Source organism: Variovorax sp. GW821-FHT09B01 (assembly GCF_059418345.1).
In genome coordinates this window covers 234,116-252,200 of record NZ_JBWKPQ010000009.1, presented here as the reverse complement: position 1 = coordinate 252,200, position 18,085 = coordinate 234,116, and the positions used below count along the sequence as shown (strand labels likewise).

The window sequence follows — 18,085 nt, the reverse complement described above, 5'->3', positions numbered from 1 at the left end:
TCCATGACCCCAGACCTGACCACGCTCCAGCCCCTGCGGCCCACGCTCTACCGGCTCGCGGCCGACGGCCGCTCGCTCGACTTCCTGTTCGCCCAGTGCCCGCAATGCCGGCAATTGAGCTTTCCGGCCAACGCACCGGGCTGCATGCATTGCGGCCACGCCATCGATGCCTCGGCGCAGGTGGCACGGCCCGGCGGCGGCACCTTGCTCGAGTACGTGACCCTGCACGTGGCGATGGTGCCGGGCCTGAGCGCGCCCAGCATCGCGGGCGACATCCGCATCGCCGAACAGGTGGTGGAGGAAGGCGTGATCGGCGTGGCCGACGAAAGCCTGCTCGCACCGGGCATGGCGCTGCGCGCGGTGGCGGTGCCGCTGCCCTCGGGCGAGCACTACGGCTGCCACTTCGTGCCGGCGGATGCGCAAGGAGCGGCGGCATGAGCAGCAGCAACTGGCTGGCCGGCAACGGCGGCGTCTACGTGGTCGGCATCGGCCTGCATCCTTATCAGTTCCCGAGCGACACGCCCTACACCCACCTGGGCCTCACGGCCGTGCGCGCCGCGCTGGCCGATGCCGGCCTGGCCTGGCAGCAGGTGCAGGCCGCGTACGTGGGCACCACCTCGATCGGCATGGCCGCGGGCCGCGTGATGCTGCGCCACCTGGGCTCGACCGGTCTCGCGGTGACGCAGGTCGAGAACGCCTCGGCCTCGGGCTCCTTCGCCTTCCGCCAGGCCTGCATGGAAGTGGCGCACGGCATCAGCGACGTGGTGCTCGCGATGGGCGTGGACAAGCATGGCGACGGCCGCCGCGCGGCCAACAAGGACGGGCTCGAACGCCTGAGCGACACCGCCACCATCCCGGCCGTGAAGTTCGCGCTGATGGCGCGCAGCTACCTGCGCGAGCACGGCGGCGGCATGGCGTCGATGGCGAAGGTGGCGGTCAAGAACCATGGCAACGCCGCGCTCAACCCCTATGCGCAGTTCCGCAAGCCCCGCACGCTCGAGCAGGTGCTGGCCTCGCCCAAGGTGGCGGGCGACCTCACGGTGCAGCAGTGCTGCCCGCGCGGCGAAGGCGCCGCCGCGGTGCTGCTGGTGTCGGGCCAGGCGCTGGCGCGGCTCGGGCTGGATCCGGCGCGCTGCGTGCGCGTGCACGCCTCGGCCGCCAGCAGCGAGCGCGACGAGACCCGCTACGGCGAGGGCCCGATCGAGCTGGTGCGCGACAGCGCGCGTGCCGCGCTCGAGCAGGCCGGCATCGGGGCCACCGAGCTCGACCTGCTCGAGCTGCACGACGCCTTCTCGGTCGAGGAGCTGCTCTACAGCGAGGCCGTGGGCGTGTGCCAGCCGGGCGAGGGCGCGGCCTACCTCGAGCGCGGCGACTCGCGCATCGGCGGGCGCTGCGCCATCAATGCCTCGGGCGGGCTGATCGGCATGGGCCATCCGCTCGGGCCCACGGGCATCGGCCAGATCGCCGAGATCGTGCGCCAGATCCGCGGCGAGGCCGAGGGCCGCCAGCACCCGGCCGCGCGCTGGGGCATGGCCCACATGATCGGCCTCGGGTCGGTGGCGATCGCGCACGTGCTCGGCGGCACGGCGCGCGGCTGAAGAACAGACGACACAGGAAGAAGCTCCCCATGAACCCGAACACCCCTGCCCTCGAAACCCTGCTGTACGAAGTGCGCGGCAATGTCGCCGTGGTCACACTGAACCGGCCCGATCGCATGAACACGCTCGGCGGCTCGATGAAGCCCGACCTCGCGCGCGCCTTCTTCGAGTACGCGCGCGCCGACGAGCGCGTGCGCGCCGTGCTGGTCACCGGCAGCGGCGAGCGCGCCTTCTGCGCCGGCGCCGACATCAAGGAACGCGCCGGCCACGCCACCCTCGGCACCGACTACTTCGTGGCGCAGAAGGCCACGCACGACCTGTTCCGCAACATCGAGGAGTTCGAGAAGCCGGTGATCGCCGCCATCAACGGCGTGGCGCTCGGCGGCGGCCTCGAGATCGCGCTGTGCGCCGACATCCGCCTGGCCTCGCAGGCCGCGCGCTTCGGCCTGCCCGAGATCAAGCTCGGCGTGATCCCCGCGGCCGGCGGCACGCAGCGGCTGCCGCGGCTGATCGGCGAGGCGCGCGCCAAGGAACTGATCCTCACGGCCGACCTGGTCGACGCCGACACCGCGCTGCGCTACGGCATCGTGAGCCGCGTGCTGCCGCAGGCCGAGCTGATGCCGGCCGCGCTCGAACTGGCCCAGCGCATCGCCGAGCATCCGCCGCTGGCGGTGCGCTTCGCCAAGCGCGCCATCAACCGCGGCATGCAGACCGACCTCGACTCGGGCCTGGAGTACGAGCGCTACGCGGCCGCCATGATCATCGACAGCGAGGACCGCAAGGAAGGCATGCGCGCCTTCGTCGAGAAGCGCAAGCCGGTGTTCACCGGCCGCTGAGCCCGTCCCTCCATTTCTTCCCCCTCCCCTACAAGACAAGGAACGCATCCCATGAAACTCGGATTGGAAGGCCAGGTCGCGCTGGTCACCGGCGGCGGCCAGGGCGTCGGCCGCCAGATCTGCATCGAACTCGCGGCCGAGGGCGCGCGCGTCATCGTCAATGACCTGTTCGCCGAGCGCGCCGAAGCGGTGGCGGCCGAGATCGCGGCCGCCGGCGGCCAGGCCCTCGCGGCGCCGGCCGACATCACGCGCGCCGACCAGGTCGAGGCCATGGTCGCCAAAGGCACGGCGCACTTCGACGCACCGGTCAGCGTGCTGGTCAACAACGCCGGCATCATTCCCGAGCGGCGCGAGAAGGGCGGGCGCACGCCGCCCTTCCTCGACATGCCCATCGAGGACTGGGCCAAGATCGTCAACCTCAACGTCTACGGCACCATGCACTGCTGCCGCACCGTGCTGCCGGGCATGGTGGCGCGCAAGGGCGGGCGCATCGTCAACATCATCTCGGAGGCCGGGCGCATCGGCGAGGCCAACATGGCGGTGTACTCGGGCGCCAAGGCCGCGATCGCGGGCTTCGGCAAGGCGCTGGCGCGCGAGCACGGCCGGCACGCGATCACGGTCAACTCGGTCGCGCTGGGCGCGGTCTCGCACGCCGGCATCAAGGACGGCCCGCTGCGCGTGGACGCCACGGTCGAGAACGACGAGCGCCTGCCCAAGATGCTCAACGTCTACCCGATCGCCAAGGGCGTGGGCCGGCTCTCGCGGCCCGAGGACGTCTCGGGCGTGGTGGCCTTCCTGGCCTCGGACCGCGCGCTGTTCGTCACCGGCCAGACGCTGGGCGCCTCGGGCGGTTTCGCGATGCTGTGAGCGCGCGTTCCTGAAGATCGGGCCGCGCCCAGGGTTCTCCCGCAGCCCCGCGCCGGCACGGGCTGCGCGCGGCAATGCAGAATCCGGTCCCATGGCTGCGCTGCCTTCCGTCCTCGACCCCCGCTCCGTCATCATGCTGGCGGGGCTGATGGGCGTCGTGATGTCGGTGGTGGTGTTCTTCATGCGCCGCAGCTACCCGGCCACCATCCAGGGCCTGCGCGAGTGGGCCTGGGCGCCGCTGGTGGCCTTCGTCAGCACCCTGCTGTTCGCCGCGCGCGACGTGCTGCCCGACTTCCTCACCATCGTGGTCGCGAACGTGGTGCTGTTCGAGGCCTGCCTCCTCTACTACGCCGGCAGCCAGCGCTTCCTGCACGGCCGCAGCGACACCGCCGGCTGGCACGGCCTGACCGTGCTGATGGCCTGCGCGCTGTTCTGGTTCAGCGCGTTCAAGCCCGACTACGAGATCCGGCTGGTGATCGTCACGGCGCTGGTCGCCGCCCTGTTCTTCAACCACGCGCTGCTCTACATCCGCAACCGCGGCCGCGTGCTCGGCATGCGGCTGATGATCGTGCTGCTGCTGCTTCAGGCGCTGGTGGCCCTGGCGCGGCTGGTGTCGGCGCTGCTGGGCATGGCCGGCGTCGGCCTGATGGACGCGACCCTGCTGCAGTCGATCTACATCTCGATGTACTCCTTCACCGTGCTGCTGCTGTCGATCGCCGCCATCCTGATGGCGACCGACCGCATGCATTCGGAGTTCGAGTTCCTCGCCACCCACGACCCGCTGACCGGCGTGCTCAACCGGCGCGCGCTGCTCGACGCCTGCCAGGCCCAGCTGGCCGCGGCCGGGCGCGACGGCGGCTCGAAGACGCGGCGCATGGCGCTGCTGATGATCGACGTCGACCACTTCAAGTCGATCAACGACCGCTTCGGCCACCAGACCGGCGACGCCGTGCTGCGCGAGGCCGTCGGCCGCATGCAGCGCGCCATCGGCGGCCATGGCCTGCTCGGGCGCTATGGCGGCGAGGAGTTCGTCGTGATGCTGCCCGAGGCCTCGCCCGCCGAGGCCACCGAGCTCGCGGCGCGCGTCAAGGCCAGCGCCGGCGAGGCCTTCCCGGCCGACTCGCCGCTGGCCGCCGTGGGCGCCTTCACCGTGAGCATCGGCGTGGCGCCGCAGCAGCCGGGCGCCGACATCGACGACATGCTCGGCCAGGCCGACGAGGCGCTGTACCGCGCCAAGTCGCTGGGGCGCGACCGCGTGGTGCTGGCCGGCTGAGCGCGGCCGCATCGGCTGCGCCCTCCTTCCGACGCCATCAGCCGCCGGCTTCCTACGCCCGACAGCAGCTCGGCTGCGCATCGTGGTGCCATGTCCCTGCTCCCGCTTCGCCGTCTGGCGGTGTTCGTCGAGGCGCCCGATGACGGCCGCTTCGAATGGGTGCTGGGCGAGCTCGATGCCGACGACCACGTGCAGACGATCGCCCGTGCGCGCCGCGGCGTCGACAGCTACCAGCGCGCGATGGCGGCCGGCCTGCTGAAGCTGCAGCAGCAGGTCGAGGACCTCGACGCGGGGCCGAGGGAACAGACCCCGGCCGACGAGGACGAGGACGACAGCGCCGAGGCCTCGGCCCGGCCCGCGCCGCGCGGCACGGCCTTCGGCTTCGGCCGGCCTTCCTGAACCGCCCCCACCACCCATCACGAGGACCCACCATGGCCACCGGCACCCGAACCCTCTGGAAAGGCGCGATCACCTTCGGCCTGGTCCACATCCCCGTCGGCCTGCACACCGCGAGCACCGAGCAGGGCGTGGACTTCGACTGGCTCGACAAGCGCAGCATGGACCCGGTGGGCTACAAGCGCATCAACAAGCGCACCGGCCGCGAGATCGACCGCGACAACATCGTCAAGGGCGTCGAGTACGAGGACGGCAAGTACGTGATCGTCTCGCCGGCCGAGATCGAGGCCGCCTTTCCGCGCACCACGCAGACCATCGAGATCGAGCGCTTCATCGATGCCAACGACATTCCCTTCGTCTACCTCGAGCGGCCCTACTACGTGGCGCCGATCAACAAGGGCCAGAAGGTCTACGCGCTGCTGCGCGAGGTGCTCGTGAAGACCGGCAAGGTCGGGCTCGCGAAGGTGGTGATCTCGACCAAGCAGCACCTGGCCGTGCTCGTGCCCTCGGGCAAGGCGCTGGTGCTGAACCTGATGCGCTGGGGCGACGAAGTGAAGTCGCTCGAGGGTCTGGAGCTGCCGCCCGAGGGCGTGAAGAGCGCGAGGATCACGCCGGCCGAGATGAAGATGGCCGAGCAGCTGGTCAAGGACATGTCGGGCGCCTGGGACCCCGAGGACTTCCAGGACGAGTTCAAGCACGCGGTGATGAAGATCGTGCAGAAGAAGGTCAAGGCCGGCGACACCGAGACGGTGATCGAGCCCGAGGAAGAGGCGCCGGGCCCGGGCGCGAAGGTGATCGATCTGACCGAGCTGCTGACGCGCAGCCTCAAGGGCGCGAAGGCGGGGGCCGCCGCGAAGAAGGGGGCGCGCGCGGCGCCCAAGGCGGGGAAGACGGCCGGGAAGACGGCGGCGAAGAAGACCACGCGGGCCAAGGCCGCGCCGGCCAGGAAATCGGACGAGCGCAAGGCGGCCTGAGGGGCGCGAGGGGGACAATCGGGCCCTCGTCCGAAAAGCCCGCTCCCATGTCGCCCACCCCGTACCTGTTCCTTTCCCTCTCGACCTCGCCAGCCTCGGACCGGCCGGACACGCATGCGCGCTGCCTCAATGCCGCGGGCCGCTGGGCGGTGCACGGCACGGCGGACGCGCCGCTGCTCGCCTGGCACGCGGACCAGGCCGACGAAGCGCGCGCCGCCGCCGAGCGCGCGGCCCGGGCCCAGGGCCGGCGGGTCGAGGTGCTGTCGCGCGGCGATGCCGCCTGGGAGGAAGGGCGCGAGATCCGCCTGTTCAGCGAAGCCGCGGCATCGGCGCTGCTCGGTGCGGCCGCCCCGAGCGAAGCCAGGGCCCGCCGCCTGCGCGTGGAGACCGACAAGCTCGAGGCCTTCTGCCTGGTGGTGCGCCAGGCCTCGGCCGCGACCGACCATGAGGCATTCATGCGCATCAGCCGCGCAGCGGGCAAGGCGCTGCAGGTGCGCTTCGGCGGCGGATCGGTCTCGTCGGCCTCCACCTGGCTGGCCGGCCCCAAGGGCCGGGAGGCGCTGCAACACGTGCTGGCCGGCGAAGCCGAACTGGCCGGGCGGCTCACGCTGCGCGAGATCGCCGAGACCGTCGCGCTGGCACAGCAGACCGAACGCCTGCGCCTGGAAGCCGAGCACCCGGGCACGCTGCACTGAGCCTCGCGGCGCTCAGCGCGTCGGCTCCGACGCCGAAGACAGCCGCCGTATCTGCGCCTTCGCGATCGCCCGCCGCGCGAGCGAGCGCGAATTGCCCATGAACCATTCGTAGGTCGCGATGGCGGCCAGGGTCTCGCCACGTTCCTCGAGCTCGATGGCTTCCGCCATGCAGCGCGCGAACAGCAGGATGGCATCGCGCTCGCGCGGCGGCGCGGCCAGCGAGCGGAGCCGGAGCTCGGGCTGCACGAGGTGGATCTGCCGCTGCACCTCCATCACCTCGATCAGCGCGCGGCCTATTCTTTCGATGTTGTCGGACAGGGGTTGGAGCCGGGTCTTGTGGGCGTCGTCCGCCGCCTGGTCCAGCAGGTGCGAAGCCACTCGCAGCAATTGATGAAGGCGCTTGAGCGTCATCTGCCGACCATAGTTTTTCCGCGCCCGCCGCACATCCCCTCATGCGAGGGGCCAACGCGCCGCCAGCCCCCTCGATGGTGTAAAAACGCGGCCGCGCAGCCAGCACCGGCCCCGCGCAGGGAGAGGCACAAGATGAAGATTCTTGTCGTGGACGACCACGCACTGTTCCGTGCGGGTCTGCGCCTGCTGCTCGCCGGCATGGAGAGCCGCGCGGCCGTCTACGAGGCCGCCACCCTCGGCGAGGCGACCGCGCTCGCCGCCGAACATCCCGATCTCTCCGTCTGCCTGCTCGACCTCACGCTCGCGCGCGAACGCGGCCTCGATGCGCTCACGGCCTTCAAGGCGGCCGCGCCCGATGTCGCCGTGGTGATCGTCTCGGCCACCAGCGATCTCGCGACCGTGCATGCCTGCATCGATGCCGGCGCCATGAGCTTCGTGCCCAAGAGCATGCCGCCCGCGACCCTGACGCAGGCGCTGCAACGGGTGCTGGCCGGCCAGATCCATCTGCCCGAGGAAGTGCTGAGCACCGTCGCGGTGGCACCCCGGCGCCCGGCGCTGAGCCCGCGCGAGCTCGACGTGCTGCGCGGCCTGGCCCGGGCCCTGCCGACCAAGACGATCGCGCGCGAACTGCGGCTGTCCGAATACACCGTCAAGGAATACATACGCGGGCTGTTCGAGGCGCTCGACGTCCACAACCGGACCGAGGCCGTGATCACCGCGGGGCGGCTCGGCCTGCTGGACCTGCCGCGTCCTTCCTGAACCGCGACGGGGACAGCGTGCCAGCCCTCCCCGACCCCGCGGCAGAGGCCTCGTTCCAGCGCGAACTGCTGCGGGAGTTCGTCGAGCTGCATGCACGCGTCACCCTGCGCATTCCGCTGGTGCAGGCCTTGCTGGTCGGTGGCTCGGCCTTCGTGCTGCTGCCGCAGGTGCCGCTCGTCGAGTTCGCGCTGTGGGCCGTCGCGGTGCTGTGCATGGAGGGCGCGCGCGCCGCCCATGCCTGGCATCTGCTGCGGCGGCTCTCCCGCCTCGACCTGCGCAAGGCCCTGCGCCAGCAGGTCGCCCTGGGCTTCCTGGCCGGCGCCGAGGCCGGCGTGATGCTGCCGCTGTTCAAGACCGACCTCAGCGCGCTGAACCAGACCTTCCTGACCTTCATCCTGGTCGCGCTGCCGGCCATCGGGGTCGCGGTCTCGATCTCCTCGCGCCTGCTCGCCGGCGTCTACGCAGCCGCCATCCTCGTGCCCACCTCCACCGCCTGGGTGTTGCTGCATCCCGAGCACCTGCAGGCCACCACCGCGATGACCATGGCCTACATGCTCGCGCTGCTGTTCGCAGCCAACGAGAACGAGAAGCTGCTCACGCGCTCGGTGGCGATCCGGCGCGAGCGCGACGAGATGGTGCGCCACCTCGAGCGCAGCAATGAAGAGGTCCAGGCGGCGGTCACGCGCGCGGAGGCCGCGGCGCTGGCGCGCACGCGCGTGCTCGCGGCCGCGAGCCACGACCTGCGCCAGCCGCTGCACGCGCTGTCGGTCTACAGCGCGATCCTGGCCGCGAGCCCCACGCCGGCCACGCTGGACGAGGTCGCCGCGCACATCGACCAGCTGGTGCGTTCGCTCGGTGCGCTGCTGCACGGGCTGCTCGACCTGTCGCAGCTCTCCTCGGGCCACTACGTGCCGGTGCGGCAGCGCTTCGCGCTCGACGCGGTGATCGCGAGCGTCTGCGCCGAATTCGAGGCGGCCGCGGCGACCAAGGGCCTGTACTTCACGCGCGAGCTGCGGCCCGTCACGCTCGAGAGCGACCCCACCGCGGTGCTGCGCATCGCGCGCAACCTGATCGACAACGCCATCAAGTACACCGAGCGCGGCGGCCTGCGCGTGCGGCTGCGGCACGACGGCCTGTGCGCCATCCTGGTGGTGGAGGACAGCGGCAGGGGCATCGCCCCCGCCGAGCACGACCGCATCTTCGAGGAGTTCTACCAGCTCGGCAACGCGGGGCGCGACCGCAGCCAGGGCGTGGGCCTGGGGCTGGCGATCGTCGAGCGGCTGGTCGTGCTGATCGGCGCGCGCATCTCGCTGCGCTCGCGGCTCGGCGCCGGCAGCCGCTTCGAGGTGCGCATGCCCGGCGTGCGCGAGACGCCGCCGCCCGTGGCCGCGGCCGTGCTGCCACCGCCGGCCGCCGCGCTCGAGGCCACGACCGGCGGCCGGCCGACGGTCTACCTGGTCGACGACGAACCCGACATCGTGCGCGGCATGACGACCCTGCTGCAGGCCTGGCAGCTCGAGGTGCGCGCCGCCCTCGATGCCGCCGGCACGGCGGCGCTGTTCGACGCCGGCGGCTGCCCCGACCTGCTGATCGCGGACCTGCGGCTGCGCGGCAACGAGCACGGGCCGGCGCTGGTCGCGCGGCTGCGCGAACTGCATGGCGAGTTTCCGGTGGTCTTCATCACCGGCGAGACCTCGTCCGAGGCCTTGCGCGAAGCGCGCGCCACGCGCTGGCCGCTGCTGCACAAGCCCGTGGATGCGCAGACCTTGCGCGCGACGATCGAGTCGCTGCTGGCGCCGTCGGCCCGGCTTTGAGTTTTATTTATCTGAGTTGAAAATTAGACTGAATATTTTTCATGCCGATGTAACGAACAAACACCATCCTTTGGTTTTCATTTCGACGGAACTCTTCCCGCAGCGCAGCCCTGCCTTGCGGAACCCGTCTTCTTTTCCAGAGGTTCATGGTGTTCACGACGCCCCAGTCTTTTTCCAAACGCCTCCTCGCGGTGGCCTGCGCAGTCTTTCTCGCCTCGTGCGGGGGCGGCTCGGGCAACAGCGGATTCGCTTTTCTTCCTCCGCCCGCCGACCAGGGTTCGGGGGGCTCCGGCGGCCCCGGCACGCCTGAGGACCCGAACGCGCGCCACGCCGCGGCCGTGAGCCTGCAGGGCGACGGCCACGGCGACGTGGAGTCGCTCGACACCGCGCTCGCCTGCGACACCCAGTGCAGCGCCGACTACGCCCAGGGCACGAGCGTCAAGCTCATCGCCACCGCCGCGCGCGGCTCGGTCTTCGACGGCTGGCAAGGCGCCTGCGAAGGCACCGAGGTCTGCGAACTGACGATGGACCAGGCCCGCAACGTGGTGGCGAAGTTCTCGCTGGCCGCGAACGCGGCACCCACCGGCACCTGGTTCAAGGGCGACACCCACGTGCACGACGACCACTCCGACGACGGCAGCGCGCCGCGCCAGCTCAACAAGGACAAGGCCAAGGGCAACCTCTCGCTGGCCGACCAGATCGGCCAGGCCGGCCGCACCGGCCTGGACTTCGTGCCCTTCACCGACCACCGCACCTACGACCAGCACTACGACCCGCTGTGGGAATCGTCGTCGCTGCTGCTGATCCGCGGCGAGGAAGCCAACGGCAAGCCGCACGCCATTGCGCTCGGCGGCGTGGACTCGGTCGAGCAGGGGGCCATGCATCCGGACCGCGCGCAGTTCGCGCTGGTCCAGCAGTCGATCTGGGATGCGCATTCCCAGGGCGCCATCTGGTCGGTCGCGCATGCCGACGACGGCGAGACGAATGCCGACGGCACGCCCAACGTGAACGCCAACGTGCAGGGCGTCAACCTGGTCGAGGTCTGGAACCGCTCGAAGAGCCCCGACAAGCAGATGGACTACGCCGAGAATCGCTGGAACGCGGGCTTCCGCTTCGGCGTGGCCGGCGCCAGCGACAACCACTTCCGCGAGTACTGGGGCGCGCCCTACCTCAACAGCCCCGGCATGCCGGTGACCAAAGTGCTGGCCAAGGGCTACAACGAGCGCGGCATCCTCGAGGCGCTGCGCGCGGGCTACACCAGCCTGTCGATCAACCCGACCGGCCCCGGCGTCTCGATGACCACGGACCTCAAGGGCGGCGGCTACACCGCCATGAGCGGCGACGAGGTCTTCGTGCCCGCGGGCACCACCGGCCACCTGCGCATCGGCGTGCAGCGCGCCGCCGGCATGGACGTGCTGCTGTTCCGCATGCCCGGCAAGAGCGCCGGCCCGATGAAGACCTTCAAGCCGACCCGCGACGACGAGACCTACACGGTCGACATCACCGCCGGCTCGCAGCCCGACTGGTACCGCGTCGAGGTGCGCGGCATCAACGTGCCGATTCCGCCGGCCGCGGCCGCGATGGAACTCAAGGCGGCCGTGTCGCCGATCTTCGTCTCGCCGGCCCCGGTCGAGGCCAAGGCCGAGATCGCCGTGCCGAAGGAAGACAGCGTGGCCGACGGCGCGCTGCGCGTCGCCGGTGCGCGCGGCGACTTCGCCGGCTTCCCCGACCTCGTGACCGCCGACGGCGTGACGCACGTGGTCACCGAGATGCATGGCGATGCCACCAGCACCGTGGTCTACCGCCGCCGCGATGCCAAGGGCGTCTGGAGCGATGCCGGCCAGACGCTGAGCGGCAAGGGCCAGGCGCGCTTCCCGCGCGTGGCCGTGCGCGGCAACGACGTCTGGGTGGCCTGGGAGGAAGACGCGGTGCAGGTGCCGCACCGCCCGGTCATCAACCTGCGCCATTCGGCCGACGGCGGCGCGACCTGGGCCTCGACCGACACCGTGCGCTCGCTCGAGGGCCGTGCCGAGCATCCGGACGTCGCCGTGGCCGCGAGCGGCAAGCCGGTGCTGGCCTGGCAGGAGATCCAGGCCGACCAGCCCTTCGACATCATGGTGCAGGAGGTCGGCACCGATGCGCAGCCGCGCAACCTCTCGCGCGCCGGCAAGTCGGTCGACGCCGGCGTGCTCGACGACACGCGCTCGCCGCACTACCCGGCTTCCGTGCTGCCGAACCTGACGGTCGCGGCCGACGGCCGGGTCGCCGTGGCCTGGCAGGACAACCGCAACGACCAGGATCCGCTGTGGACCGGCGCCGCCGCCTACGGCGACGGCTCGAACCCCGACGACTGGCAGGTGCAGGTCGCGGTGCGCGACGCGGCCGGCGCCTGGAAGACGCCCGTGAGCCTCGGCGCCACCGACCGCGCCGATCGCCACCCCGACGTGATCTTCGGCGGCAACGGCGACCTGGTCGTGGCCTGGGAAAGCAAGGAGCAGGAGCCGGCCGGCAAGAACATCGCGGTGCTCGCGGCGGTGTCGGGCGACGGCGGCGCCACCTTCTCGGCCCCCACGGTGCTGGCCGCGGAGCCGACCACCATGAGCCAGCGCCCGCGCCTGGGCGTGGACAAGGACGGCTCGGTGCGCGTGGTCTGGTTCGACTCGCGCTCGGCCGACTGGCGCTGGCGCGTGATGACCGCGGTCTACAAGAAGCCCGCGGGCTGGGACACCGGCACGCTGCTCAAGGGCTCCGGCATCAACACCTGGCCCGTGACCTCGGGCGGCATCATCGCCTTCGCGAGCACGCGCAACGCCACGCGGCTGCAGCGTGACCAGACGCAGCAGGTGTTCCTGTTGTCCGCGAAGTAGGCGGACCCCGCTTTCGAGCCCGATGCCCCGCCGATGCGGGGCATTTTTCATGGGGTCGATGCCTGAAGAAAGGCCTCCTCCAGGCCCGGGAATACCCTCTGCCAACCCAGGCCCTTTCTTGCCTACATTGCTTGTATGCAAGATTTCCGACGACTTGCATGCAAATAACACAGGAGATTGCCATGCGTCGTTTCACCCGCTCCCTGTTCGGCCAGGTCGTGCTCGCCCTGCTGATCGGCGTGGTGCTGGGCCTCTTGGCCCCGCAGTTCGCCGTCAAGCTCAAGCCGCTGGGCGACGGCTTCATCAAGCTGATCAAGATGATCATTCCCGTGCTGGTCTTCTGCGTGGTGGTGCATGGCATCGCCGGCGCGGGCGACCTGAAGCGCGTGGGCCGCGTCGGCGTGAAGGCGCTGATCTACTTCGAGCTGCTCACCACCGTCGCGCTGGCGATGGGGCTGGTGCTGGCCTTCGTGTTCCAGCCCGGCGTGGGCATGAACGTCGATCCGGGCAAGCTCGATCCCGCCGCGATGAGCGCCTATGCCTCCAATGCCGACAAGCTCACGAGCGGCGGCACGGTCGAGTTCCTGATGAAGCTGATCCCCACCACGGTGGTGAACGCCTTCGCGACCGGCGACGTGCTGCAGGTGCTGCTGTTCGCGGTGCTGTTCGGCTGCGCGCTGTCGCTGCTCGGCGAGCGCGGCAAGCCGGTGGCGGTGGTGGTGGACGCGCTCTCGCTGGTGCTGTTCAAGATCATGGGCATCCTGATCAAGCTGGCGCCGCTGGGCGTGCTCGGCGCGATCGCCTTCACGGTGGGCCAGTACGGCGTGGGCTCGCTCAAGCAGCTCGGCATGCTGATCGCGCTGTTCTACCTCGCGGTGCTGGTGTTCGTGTTCGTGGTGCTGGGCTTCGTGATGCGCATGTCGGGCTTCAGCCTCTGGAAGCTGCTGCGCTACCTGCGCGAAGAGCTCGCGATCGTGTTCGCCACCACCTCGTCGGACAGCGTGCTGCCGCAGATCATGGCCAAGTTGCGCCGCATGGGCATCCGCGACTCGACGGTGGGCCTGGTGATCCCCACCGGCTACTCGTTCAACCTCGACGCCTTCTCGATCTACATCACGCTGGCGGCGGTGTTCATCGCGCAGGCCACCAACACGCCGATCACCATGACCGACCTGCTGACGATCCTCGCGATCTCGCTGGTCACCTCCAAGGGCGCGCACGGCGTGCCGGGCTCGGCGATCGTGGTGCTGGCCGCCACCCTGCATGCGATTCCGGCCATTCCCGCGATCGGGCTGGTGCTGGTGCTGTCGGTCGACTGGTTCATGGGCATCGCGCGCGCGCTCGGCAACCTGATCGGCAACTGCGTGGCGACGGTGGCGATCGCCGCCTGGGAAGGCGACATCGACCGCGAGCGCGCCCATGCGGTGCTCGACGGCCGCGCGGCACCCGATGAACCGGCGCTGGCAGAATCCGGCGCGCCGCCCGTCGGCGCCGCCCTCGAACGCCACTGAAGCAAGCCGCCCCGCCACCGATGAGCACCACCGAAGTCAGCCCCACCGTCATCGCCGAGCGCGTGGTCGAGGCGATCCTCGCGCAGAAGCTCGCCCCCGGCGAGCGGCTCGGCGAGCAGGCGCTGGCCGAGAACTTCGCGGTCAGCCGCACCATGGTGCGCGAGGCGCTGATGCAGCTGCAGGCGCGCGGCTTCGTCGAGGTGCAGTCGCGCCGCGGCTGGTACGTGGTCGAGCCTTCGGCCGAGGAGGCGCGCGACGCCTTCCGCGCGCGCCGCATCATCGAGTCGGGCATCCTCTCGGAGCCCGAGGGCCGGCCGCTGGCGAAGGTGATCCGCAAGCTGCGCGACCACATCGCCGACGAGCAGCGCGCGGTGGAAGGCGCCGACGCCGCCACCCGCGCCTTCCTGCTGGCCGACTTCCACGTCTGCCTGGCCGAGCAGCTCGGCCACCAGCTGCTGGTCGACGTGCTGCGCGACCTGACGGCGCGCACCACGCTGGCGGCCACGCTCTACCAGTCGAAGCACGAGGCCGGCCAGTCCTGCGCCGAGCACGAGGCGATCGTGGCCGCGCTCGAGCGCGGCGACAGCGCGCGCGCACGCAGCCTGATGCTGGCCCACATCGGCAACGTCGAGCGCGCGCTCGAGGTCGAGGCCAGCGCCGAACCCGATGCCTCGGCGCGGCTGCGCGCCACGCTGGCGCCGGTGGCCTTGCCGCGCGCCAAGCGCTGAGAAACGTGCATTAGGTCCGCGCCGGCCGCCGGCGGCGGCGCACGAAGGGGCCCGCGACTACAGAGGCGGCCCGGCGGGCTCGGCTACAGTCCGGGTCAACCATGAACTCTCCCCAACTCCAGCGCGGCGTGTTCCTCGCCCTGCTCGCCATCGTCACCGTCGCCTTCCTGTGGGTGCTGATGCCGTTCTTCGGCGCGGTGCTCTGGGGCGTGTCGCTCGCGATCCTGTTCACGCCGCTCTACAAGTGGCTGCTCAGGAAGATGCGCGGCAAGCCCAACGCGGCGGCGCTGTCCACGCTCGCGATCTGCCTGGTGATCGTGATCCTGCCGCTGGCGATGATCGGCGTGTCGCTGGTGCAGGAAGTGGCGCTGGTCACGCAGAGCATCCGCTCGGGGCAGATCAACTTCGCGGCCTACTTCCAGCAGATCCTGGCCGCCACGCCGCAGTGGCTGCTGAACCTGGTCGAGCGCTTCAACCTCGGCGACGCGGCGGCCTGGCAGGCGCGCATCTCGACCATCGCCGGCCAGGGCAGCCAGCTGATCGCGAGCCAGGCGCTGGCCATCGGGCAGAACACCTTCGACTTCGTGGTCAGCTTCTTCGTGATGCTGTACCTGCTCTATTTCCTGGTGCGCGACGGCGCCTCGCTGTCGAAGACCATGCGCGACGCGCTGCCGCTGGCCAAGCCGCACACGCACTACCTGCTCAACAAGTTCACCACCGTGATCCGCGCCACCATCAAGGGCAACGTGGCGGTGGCGGTGGCGCAGGGCGCGCTGGGCGGGCTGGCGTTCTGGTTCCTCGGCGTGCAGGGCGCGCTGCTGTGGGCAGTGCTGATGGCCTTCCTGTCGCTGCTGCCCGCCGTGGGCGCGGCGCTGATCTGGGGCCCGGTGGCGATCTACTTCCTCGCCACCGGCCATTTCTGGCAGGGCGGCATCCTGATCTTCGTCGGCGTGTTCGTGATCGGCCTGGTCGACAACATCCTGCGCCCGGTGCTGGTGGGCAAGGACACGCAGATGCCCGACTACATCGTGCTGATGTCCACCATCGGCGGCATGGCGATCTTCGGCATCAACGGCTTCGTGATCGGGCCGGTGGTGGCGGCGCTGTTCATGGCGGCATGGAGCCTGTTCGCCGATTCGGGCCACGTGGGCACGGGCCACGAAAAGCCGGCCGACGAGGCCGAGGACGGCCGCCACCACGGCCAGCACGGCGGCCAACACAAGGGCCAGCACAAGGGCTGAAGCCGGTCCGGGGGCCGGCCGTTCGCGCCGGCCTGCGCGCATTTCGCGCGTGCATTCGCGCATTCCGTCGCATGACGCTGGGCAGCGGCCGCCGCCTTTGGGATCGTCGGGTCTTTCATCCACCACGACGAGGACCGCCATGCACCTTCCCGCTTTCCTGCCCCGCCCGGCCGCGCGCACCCTGTACGCCGCGACCGCCGTCGCTGCCCTCGCGGCCGCCACGCTCGTCCCGCTGAGCGCGCGGGCCGCCGACCTCAGCCTGAACGTGGCCGAGGGCCCGGCCACCGAGGCCACGCTCTACATCGCGCTGTACGCCGATGCCGCCAGCTTCGGCGCCAGCAAGCCGCTGGCCTCGCAGAGCCTGCCGCTGCGCGAGGGCAAGGCGCGCGTGGTGTTCGCGGGCCTGCCGCCGGGCCGTTATGCGGTGCGCGCCTATGCCGACGAGAACGGCAACGGCAAGCTCGACACCAACCTCGTGCGCCTGCCGACCGAGCGCTACGGCTTCTCGAACGATGCCAAGGGCAAGCTCGGCGCGCCCGACTTCGAGGCCGCGGCGATCGGCGTCGACGCCGACCTGCAGAGCGCCATCCACCTGCGCTGAGGAGGCCGCCATGCAACGACGCGAACTGCTGCGCCTGCTGGCCGGCACCGGCGCCCTGCCCCTGCTCGCGCCCTGGGCCCGAGCAGCGGGCGAGGAGAACTGGCAGGCCCAGTTCGAGGCCGCCGACGCCCCCTGGAAGATCGGCTTCGCCACGCCGCCCGGCGACCTGCCGCCGACCCGTGCCACGGTGCGCGGGCGCTTCCCCGACGCGGTGGCCGGCACGCTGTTCCGCGTCGGCCCCACCGGCCACGACCTGGGCGGCGAGCGCTACCACCACTGGTTCGACGGCGACGGCATGGTGCACCGCTTCGCGATCGCGGGCGGCGAGGTGCTGCACCAGGGCCGCTACGTGTCCACGCCCAAACGCGTGGCCGAGCTGCGCGCCGGGCGCCGGCTGGTCGAGGCCTTCGGCACCGTGCCGCCGGGCGTGGAGCCGCCGACTTCGCCCGATGCCATCAACGTCGCCAACACCAGCGTGCTGCCGCTGCAGGGCGAGGTGCTCGCGCTGTGGGAAGGCGGCTCGGCCACGCGCCTCGACGCGCGCACGCTCGACACGCTGGGCCTGAAGACCTGGCGCGCCGACCTCGCGGGCATGCCGTTCTCGGCCCATCCCAAGGTGGACCCCGACGGCACGGTGTGGAACTTCGGCGTGAGCTCGGGCGCGAGCCTGCTCGCGCTCTACGAGATCGCGCCCGAGGGCACGCTGCGCCGTGCCGCCGCGGTGCCGGTGCCCGACCTGCCGATGGTCCACGACTTCGCCGTGACCGAGCGCCACCTGGTGTTCCTGATGCCGCCGCTGGTGTACGACGGCAAGCGCAAGGAGGCCGGCGCCAGCTTCCTCGATGCCCATGTCTGGCGGCCCGAGCTCGGCATGCGCGCGCTGGTGGTCGACAAGCGCGACTGGGAGCGGCGCCAGCTGCTGACCCTGCCGGCCGGCTTCCTGTTCCATGTCGGCAATGCCTGGGAGGAAGACACGCCGCGCGGCCCGCGCATCCACATCGACTACGTGCGCACCGAGGATGCCGAGTCGGTGTTCACGACCAACCGCGAGCTGATGCGCGCGCGCCGCGTGCGCCAGAACGAACCGCGCCTGACCGTCGCCACGCTCGACCTGGCCGCCGGCCGGGCCACGCAGAAGGTGCTGCCGCAGGAGGCCGAGTTCCCGCGCATCGATCCGCGCCGCGTCGGCCTGCGCCATCGCCAGGTGATCCATGCCACGCTGACGCGGCCCGACGTGCCAGGCTTCCAGGCGGTGGCGCGCACCGACGTCGAGAGCGGCCGCAGCGAGCGCTTCGTCCATGGCGCGCAGTCGATCGTCGAGGAGCATGTGTTCGTACCCGACGGCAGGAAGCCGGGCTGGGTGCTGGGCACCTCGCTCGACTTCGGCCGCAAGTGCACGGTGCTGTCGTGCTTCGCGGCCGACCACCTCGCCGCGGGGCCGGTGGCGCAGGCCACCTTGCCCTATGCGCTGCCGCTGGGGCTGCACGGCGCCTTCGTGAAGGCCTGAGGCGCGA

17 protein-coding genes are annotated in these 18,085 nt (G+C 71.1%); 16 read left to right on the top strand and 1 reads right to left on the bottom strand.

What is annotated here, in order from left to right:
• The first annotated feature begins 3 nt into the window (after nucleotides 1-3).
• From AC07RV_RS24810 to AC07RV_RS24775, 8 genes are all read left to right on the top strand, one after another.
• Nucleotides 4-438 (top strand): zinc ribbon domain-containing protein, encoded by a 435-nt coding sequence (locus tag AC07RV_RS24810; RefSeq protein ID WP_296784414.1) that lies wholly within the window; start codon nucleotides 4-6, stop codon nucleotides 436-438.
• The gene (locus tag AC07RV_RS24805; protein ID WP_296784417.1) at nucleotides 435-1,598 is read left to right on the top strand and encodes a thiolase family protein; all 1,164 of its coding nucleotides are present in this window, start codon (nucleotides 435-437) and stop codon (nucleotides 1,596-1,598) included. The genes AC07RV_RS24810 and AC07RV_RS24805 overlap by 4 nt, the downstream gene beginning before the upstream one ends.
• Nucleotides 1,599-1,627: 29 nt before the next feature.
• Nucleotides 1,628-2,434, top strand: coding sequence for an enoyl-CoA hydratase/isomerase family protein (locus AC07RV_RS24800; protein ID WP_296784419.1), 807 nt, complete (start codon nucleotides 1,628-1,630; stop codon nucleotides 2,432-2,434).
• Between the two features lie 51 nt (nucleotides 2,435-2,485).
• The gene (locus AC07RV_RS24795; protein ID WP_296784422.1) at nucleotides 2,486-3,301 is read left to right on the top strand and encodes an SDR family NAD(P)-dependent oxidoreductase; all 816 of its coding nucleotides are present in this window, start codon (nucleotides 2,486-2,488) and stop codon (nucleotides 3,299-3,301) included.
• Between the two features lie 91 nt (nucleotides 3,302-3,392).
• Nucleotides 3,393-4,574 carry a GGDEF domain-containing protein gene (locus AC07RV_RS24790; protein ID WP_296784425.1) on the top strand — a complete coding sequence of 394 codons (1,182 nt, stop codon included), beginning with the start codon at nucleotides 3,393-3,395 and terminating at the stop codon, nucleotides 4,572-4,574.
• A gap of 90 nt (nucleotides 4,575-4,664) precedes the next feature.
• Nucleotides 4,665-4,973: a hypothetical protein gene (locus tag AC07RV_RS24785; protein WP_177239233.1), complete on the top strand. Its 309-nt coding sequence runs from the start codon at nucleotides 4,665-4,667 to the stop codon at nucleotides 4,971-4,973.
• A 32-nt stretch (nucleotides 4,974-5,005) separates the two neighbouring features.
• On the top strand, nucleotides 5,006-5,944 hold the full coding sequence (ku, locus tag AC07RV_RS24780; RefSeq protein WP_296784427.1) for a non-homologous end joining protein Ku: 939 nt from the start codon (nucleotides 5,006-5,008) through the stop codon (nucleotides 5,942-5,944).
• A gap of 47 nt (nucleotides 5,945-5,991) precedes the next feature.
• The gene (locus AC07RV_RS24775; RefSeq protein ID WP_296784429.1) at nucleotides 5,992-6,639 is read left to right on the top strand and encodes a hypothetical protein; all 648 of its coding nucleotides are present in this window, start codon (nucleotides 5,992-5,994) and stop codon (nucleotides 6,637-6,639) included.
• A gap of 12 nt (nucleotides 6,640-6,651) precedes the next feature.
• On the opposite strand, the gene AC07RV_RS24770 is transcribed toward AC07RV_RS24775, so the two are convergent.
• Nucleotides 6,652-7,050, bottom strand: coding sequence for a hypothetical protein (locus tag AC07RV_RS24770; protein ID WP_296784433.1), 399 nt, complete (start codon nucleotides 7,048-7,050; stop codon nucleotides 6,652-6,654).
• Nucleotides 7,051-7,182: 132 nt separating this feature from the next.
• Here AC07RV_RS24770 and AC07RV_RS24765 point away from each other — a divergent pair, with 132 nt between their 5' ends.
• The 8 genes from AC07RV_RS24765 (at nucleotide 7,183) to AC07RV_RS24730 (ending at nucleotide 18,078) form a co-directional block, all read left to right on the top strand.
• Entirely contained in the window at nucleotides 7,183-7,809 is a 627-nt protein-coding gene (locus AC07RV_RS24765; RefSeq protein ID WP_177239234.1) for a response regulator, read from the top strand.
• A 17-nt stretch (nucleotides 7,810-7,826) separates the two neighbouring features.
• Nucleotides 7,827-9,623 carry an ATP-binding response regulator gene (locus tag AC07RV_RS24760; protein WP_296784440.1) on the top strand — a complete coding sequence of 599 codons (1,797 nt, stop codon included), beginning with the start codon at nucleotides 7,827-7,829 and terminating at the stop codon, nucleotides 9,621-9,623.
• A 338-nt stretch (nucleotides 9,624-9,961) separates the two neighbouring features.
• Complete coding sequence (locus AC07RV_RS24755) at nucleotides 9,962-12,490, top strand: CehA/McbA family metallohydrolase (protein WP_296784447.1); 2,529 nt, start codon at nucleotides 9,962-9,964, stop codon at nucleotides 12,488-12,490.
• Nucleotides 12,491-12,672: 182 nt separating this feature from the next.
• Complete coding sequence (locus tag AC07RV_RS24750; protein WP_296784452.1) at nucleotides 12,673-14,001, top strand: C4-dicarboxylate transporter DctA; 1,329 nt, start codon at nucleotides 12,673-12,675, stop codon at nucleotides 13,999-14,001.
• 20 nt (nucleotides 14,002-14,021) lie between these two features.
• On the top strand, nucleotides 14,022-14,729 hold the full coding sequence (locus AC07RV_RS24745; protein WP_093340571.1) for a GntR family transcriptional regulator: 708 nt from the start codon (nucleotides 14,022-14,024) through the stop codon (nucleotides 14,727-14,729).
• A 101-nt stretch (nucleotides 14,730-14,830) separates the two neighbouring features.
• Entirely contained in the window at nucleotides 14,831-15,970 is a 1,140-nt protein-coding gene (locus AC07RV_RS24740) for an AI-2E family transporter (RefSeq protein ID WP_296784460.1), read from the top strand.
• A 139-nt stretch (nucleotides 15,971-16,109) separates the two neighbouring features.
• Nucleotides 16,110-16,571, top strand: a complete 462-nt coding sequence (locus AC07RV_RS24735) for a DUF2141 domain-containing protein (RefSeq protein ID WP_296784463.1) — start codon at nucleotides 16,110-16,112, stop codon at nucleotides 16,569-16,571.
• Between the two features lie 10 nt (nucleotides 16,572-16,581).
• Nucleotides 16,582-18,078 (top strand): carotenoid oxygenase family protein, encoded by a 1,497-nt coding sequence (locus AC07RV_RS24730; RefSeq protein WP_296784467.1) that lies wholly within the window; start codon nucleotides 16,582-16,584, stop codon nucleotides 18,076-18,078.
• The last annotated feature ends 7 nt before the right edge of the window (nucleotides 18,079-18,085 follow it).

Excerpts from the sequence above, each read along its gene's own strand:
- AC07RV_RS24790 (WP_296784425.1), top strand. The coding sequence starts at position 3,393 with ATGGCTGCGCTGCCTTCCGTCCTCGACCCCCGCTCCGTCATCATGCTG.
- AC07RV_RS24745 (WP_093340571.1), top strand. The coding sequence starts at position 14,022 with ATGAGCACCACCGAAGTCAGCCCCACCGTCATCGCCGAGCGCGTGGTC.
- AC07RV_RS24735 (WP_296784463.1), top strand. The coding sequence starts at position 16,110 with ATGCACCTTCCCGCTTTCCTGCCCCGCCCGGCCGCGCGCACCCTGTAC.
- AC07RV_RS24765 (WP_177239234.1), top strand. The coding sequence starts at position 7,183 with ATGAAGATTCTTGTCGTGGACGACCACGCACTGTTCCGTGCGGGTCTG.
- AC07RV_RS24805 (WP_296784417.1), top strand. The coding sequence starts at position 435 with ATGAGCAGCAGCAACTGGCTGGCCGGCAACGGCGGCGTCTACGTGGTC.
- AC07RV_RS24740 (WP_296784460.1), top strand. The coding sequence starts at position 14,831 with ATGAACTCTCCCCAACTCCAGCGCGGCGTGTTCCTCGCCCTGCTCGCC.
- AC07RV_RS24750 (WP_296784452.1), top strand. The coding sequence starts at position 12,673 with ATGCGTCGTTTCACCCGCTCCCTGTTCGGCCAGGTCGTGCTCGCCCTG.
- AC07RV_RS24810 (WP_296784414.1), top strand. The coding sequence starts at position 4 with ATGACCCCAGACCTGACCACGCTCCAGCCCCTGCGGCCCACGCTCTAC.
- AC07RV_RS24795 (WP_296784422.1), top strand. The coding sequence starts at position 2,486 with ATGAAACTCGGATTGGAAGGCCAGGTCGCGCTGGTCACCGGCGGCGGC.
- AC07RV_RS24770 (WP_296784433.1), bottom strand. The coding sequence starts at position 7,050 with ATGACGCTCAAGCGCCTTCATCAATTGCTGCGAGTGGCTTCGCACCTG.
- AC07RV_RS24730 (WP_296784467.1), top strand. The coding sequence starts at position 16,582 with ATGCAACGACGCGAACTGCTGCGCCTGCTGGCCGGCACCGGCGCCCTG.
- AC07RV_RS24785 (WP_177239233.1), top strand. The coding sequence starts at position 4,665 with ATGTCCCTGCTCCCGCTTCGCCGTCTGGCGGTGTTCGTCGAGGCGCCC.
- AC07RV_RS24775 (WP_296784429.1), top strand. The coding sequence starts at position 5,992 with ATGTCGCCCACCCCGTACCTGTTCCTTTCCCTCTCGACCTCGCCAGCC.
- ku (WP_296784427.1), top strand. The coding sequence starts at position 5,006 with ATGGCCACCGGCACCCGAACCCTCTGGAAAGGCGCGATCACCTTCGGC.
- AC07RV_RS24800 (WP_296784419.1), top strand. The coding sequence starts at position 1,628 with ATGAACCCGAACACCCCTGCCCTCGAAACCCTGCTGTACGAAGTGCGC.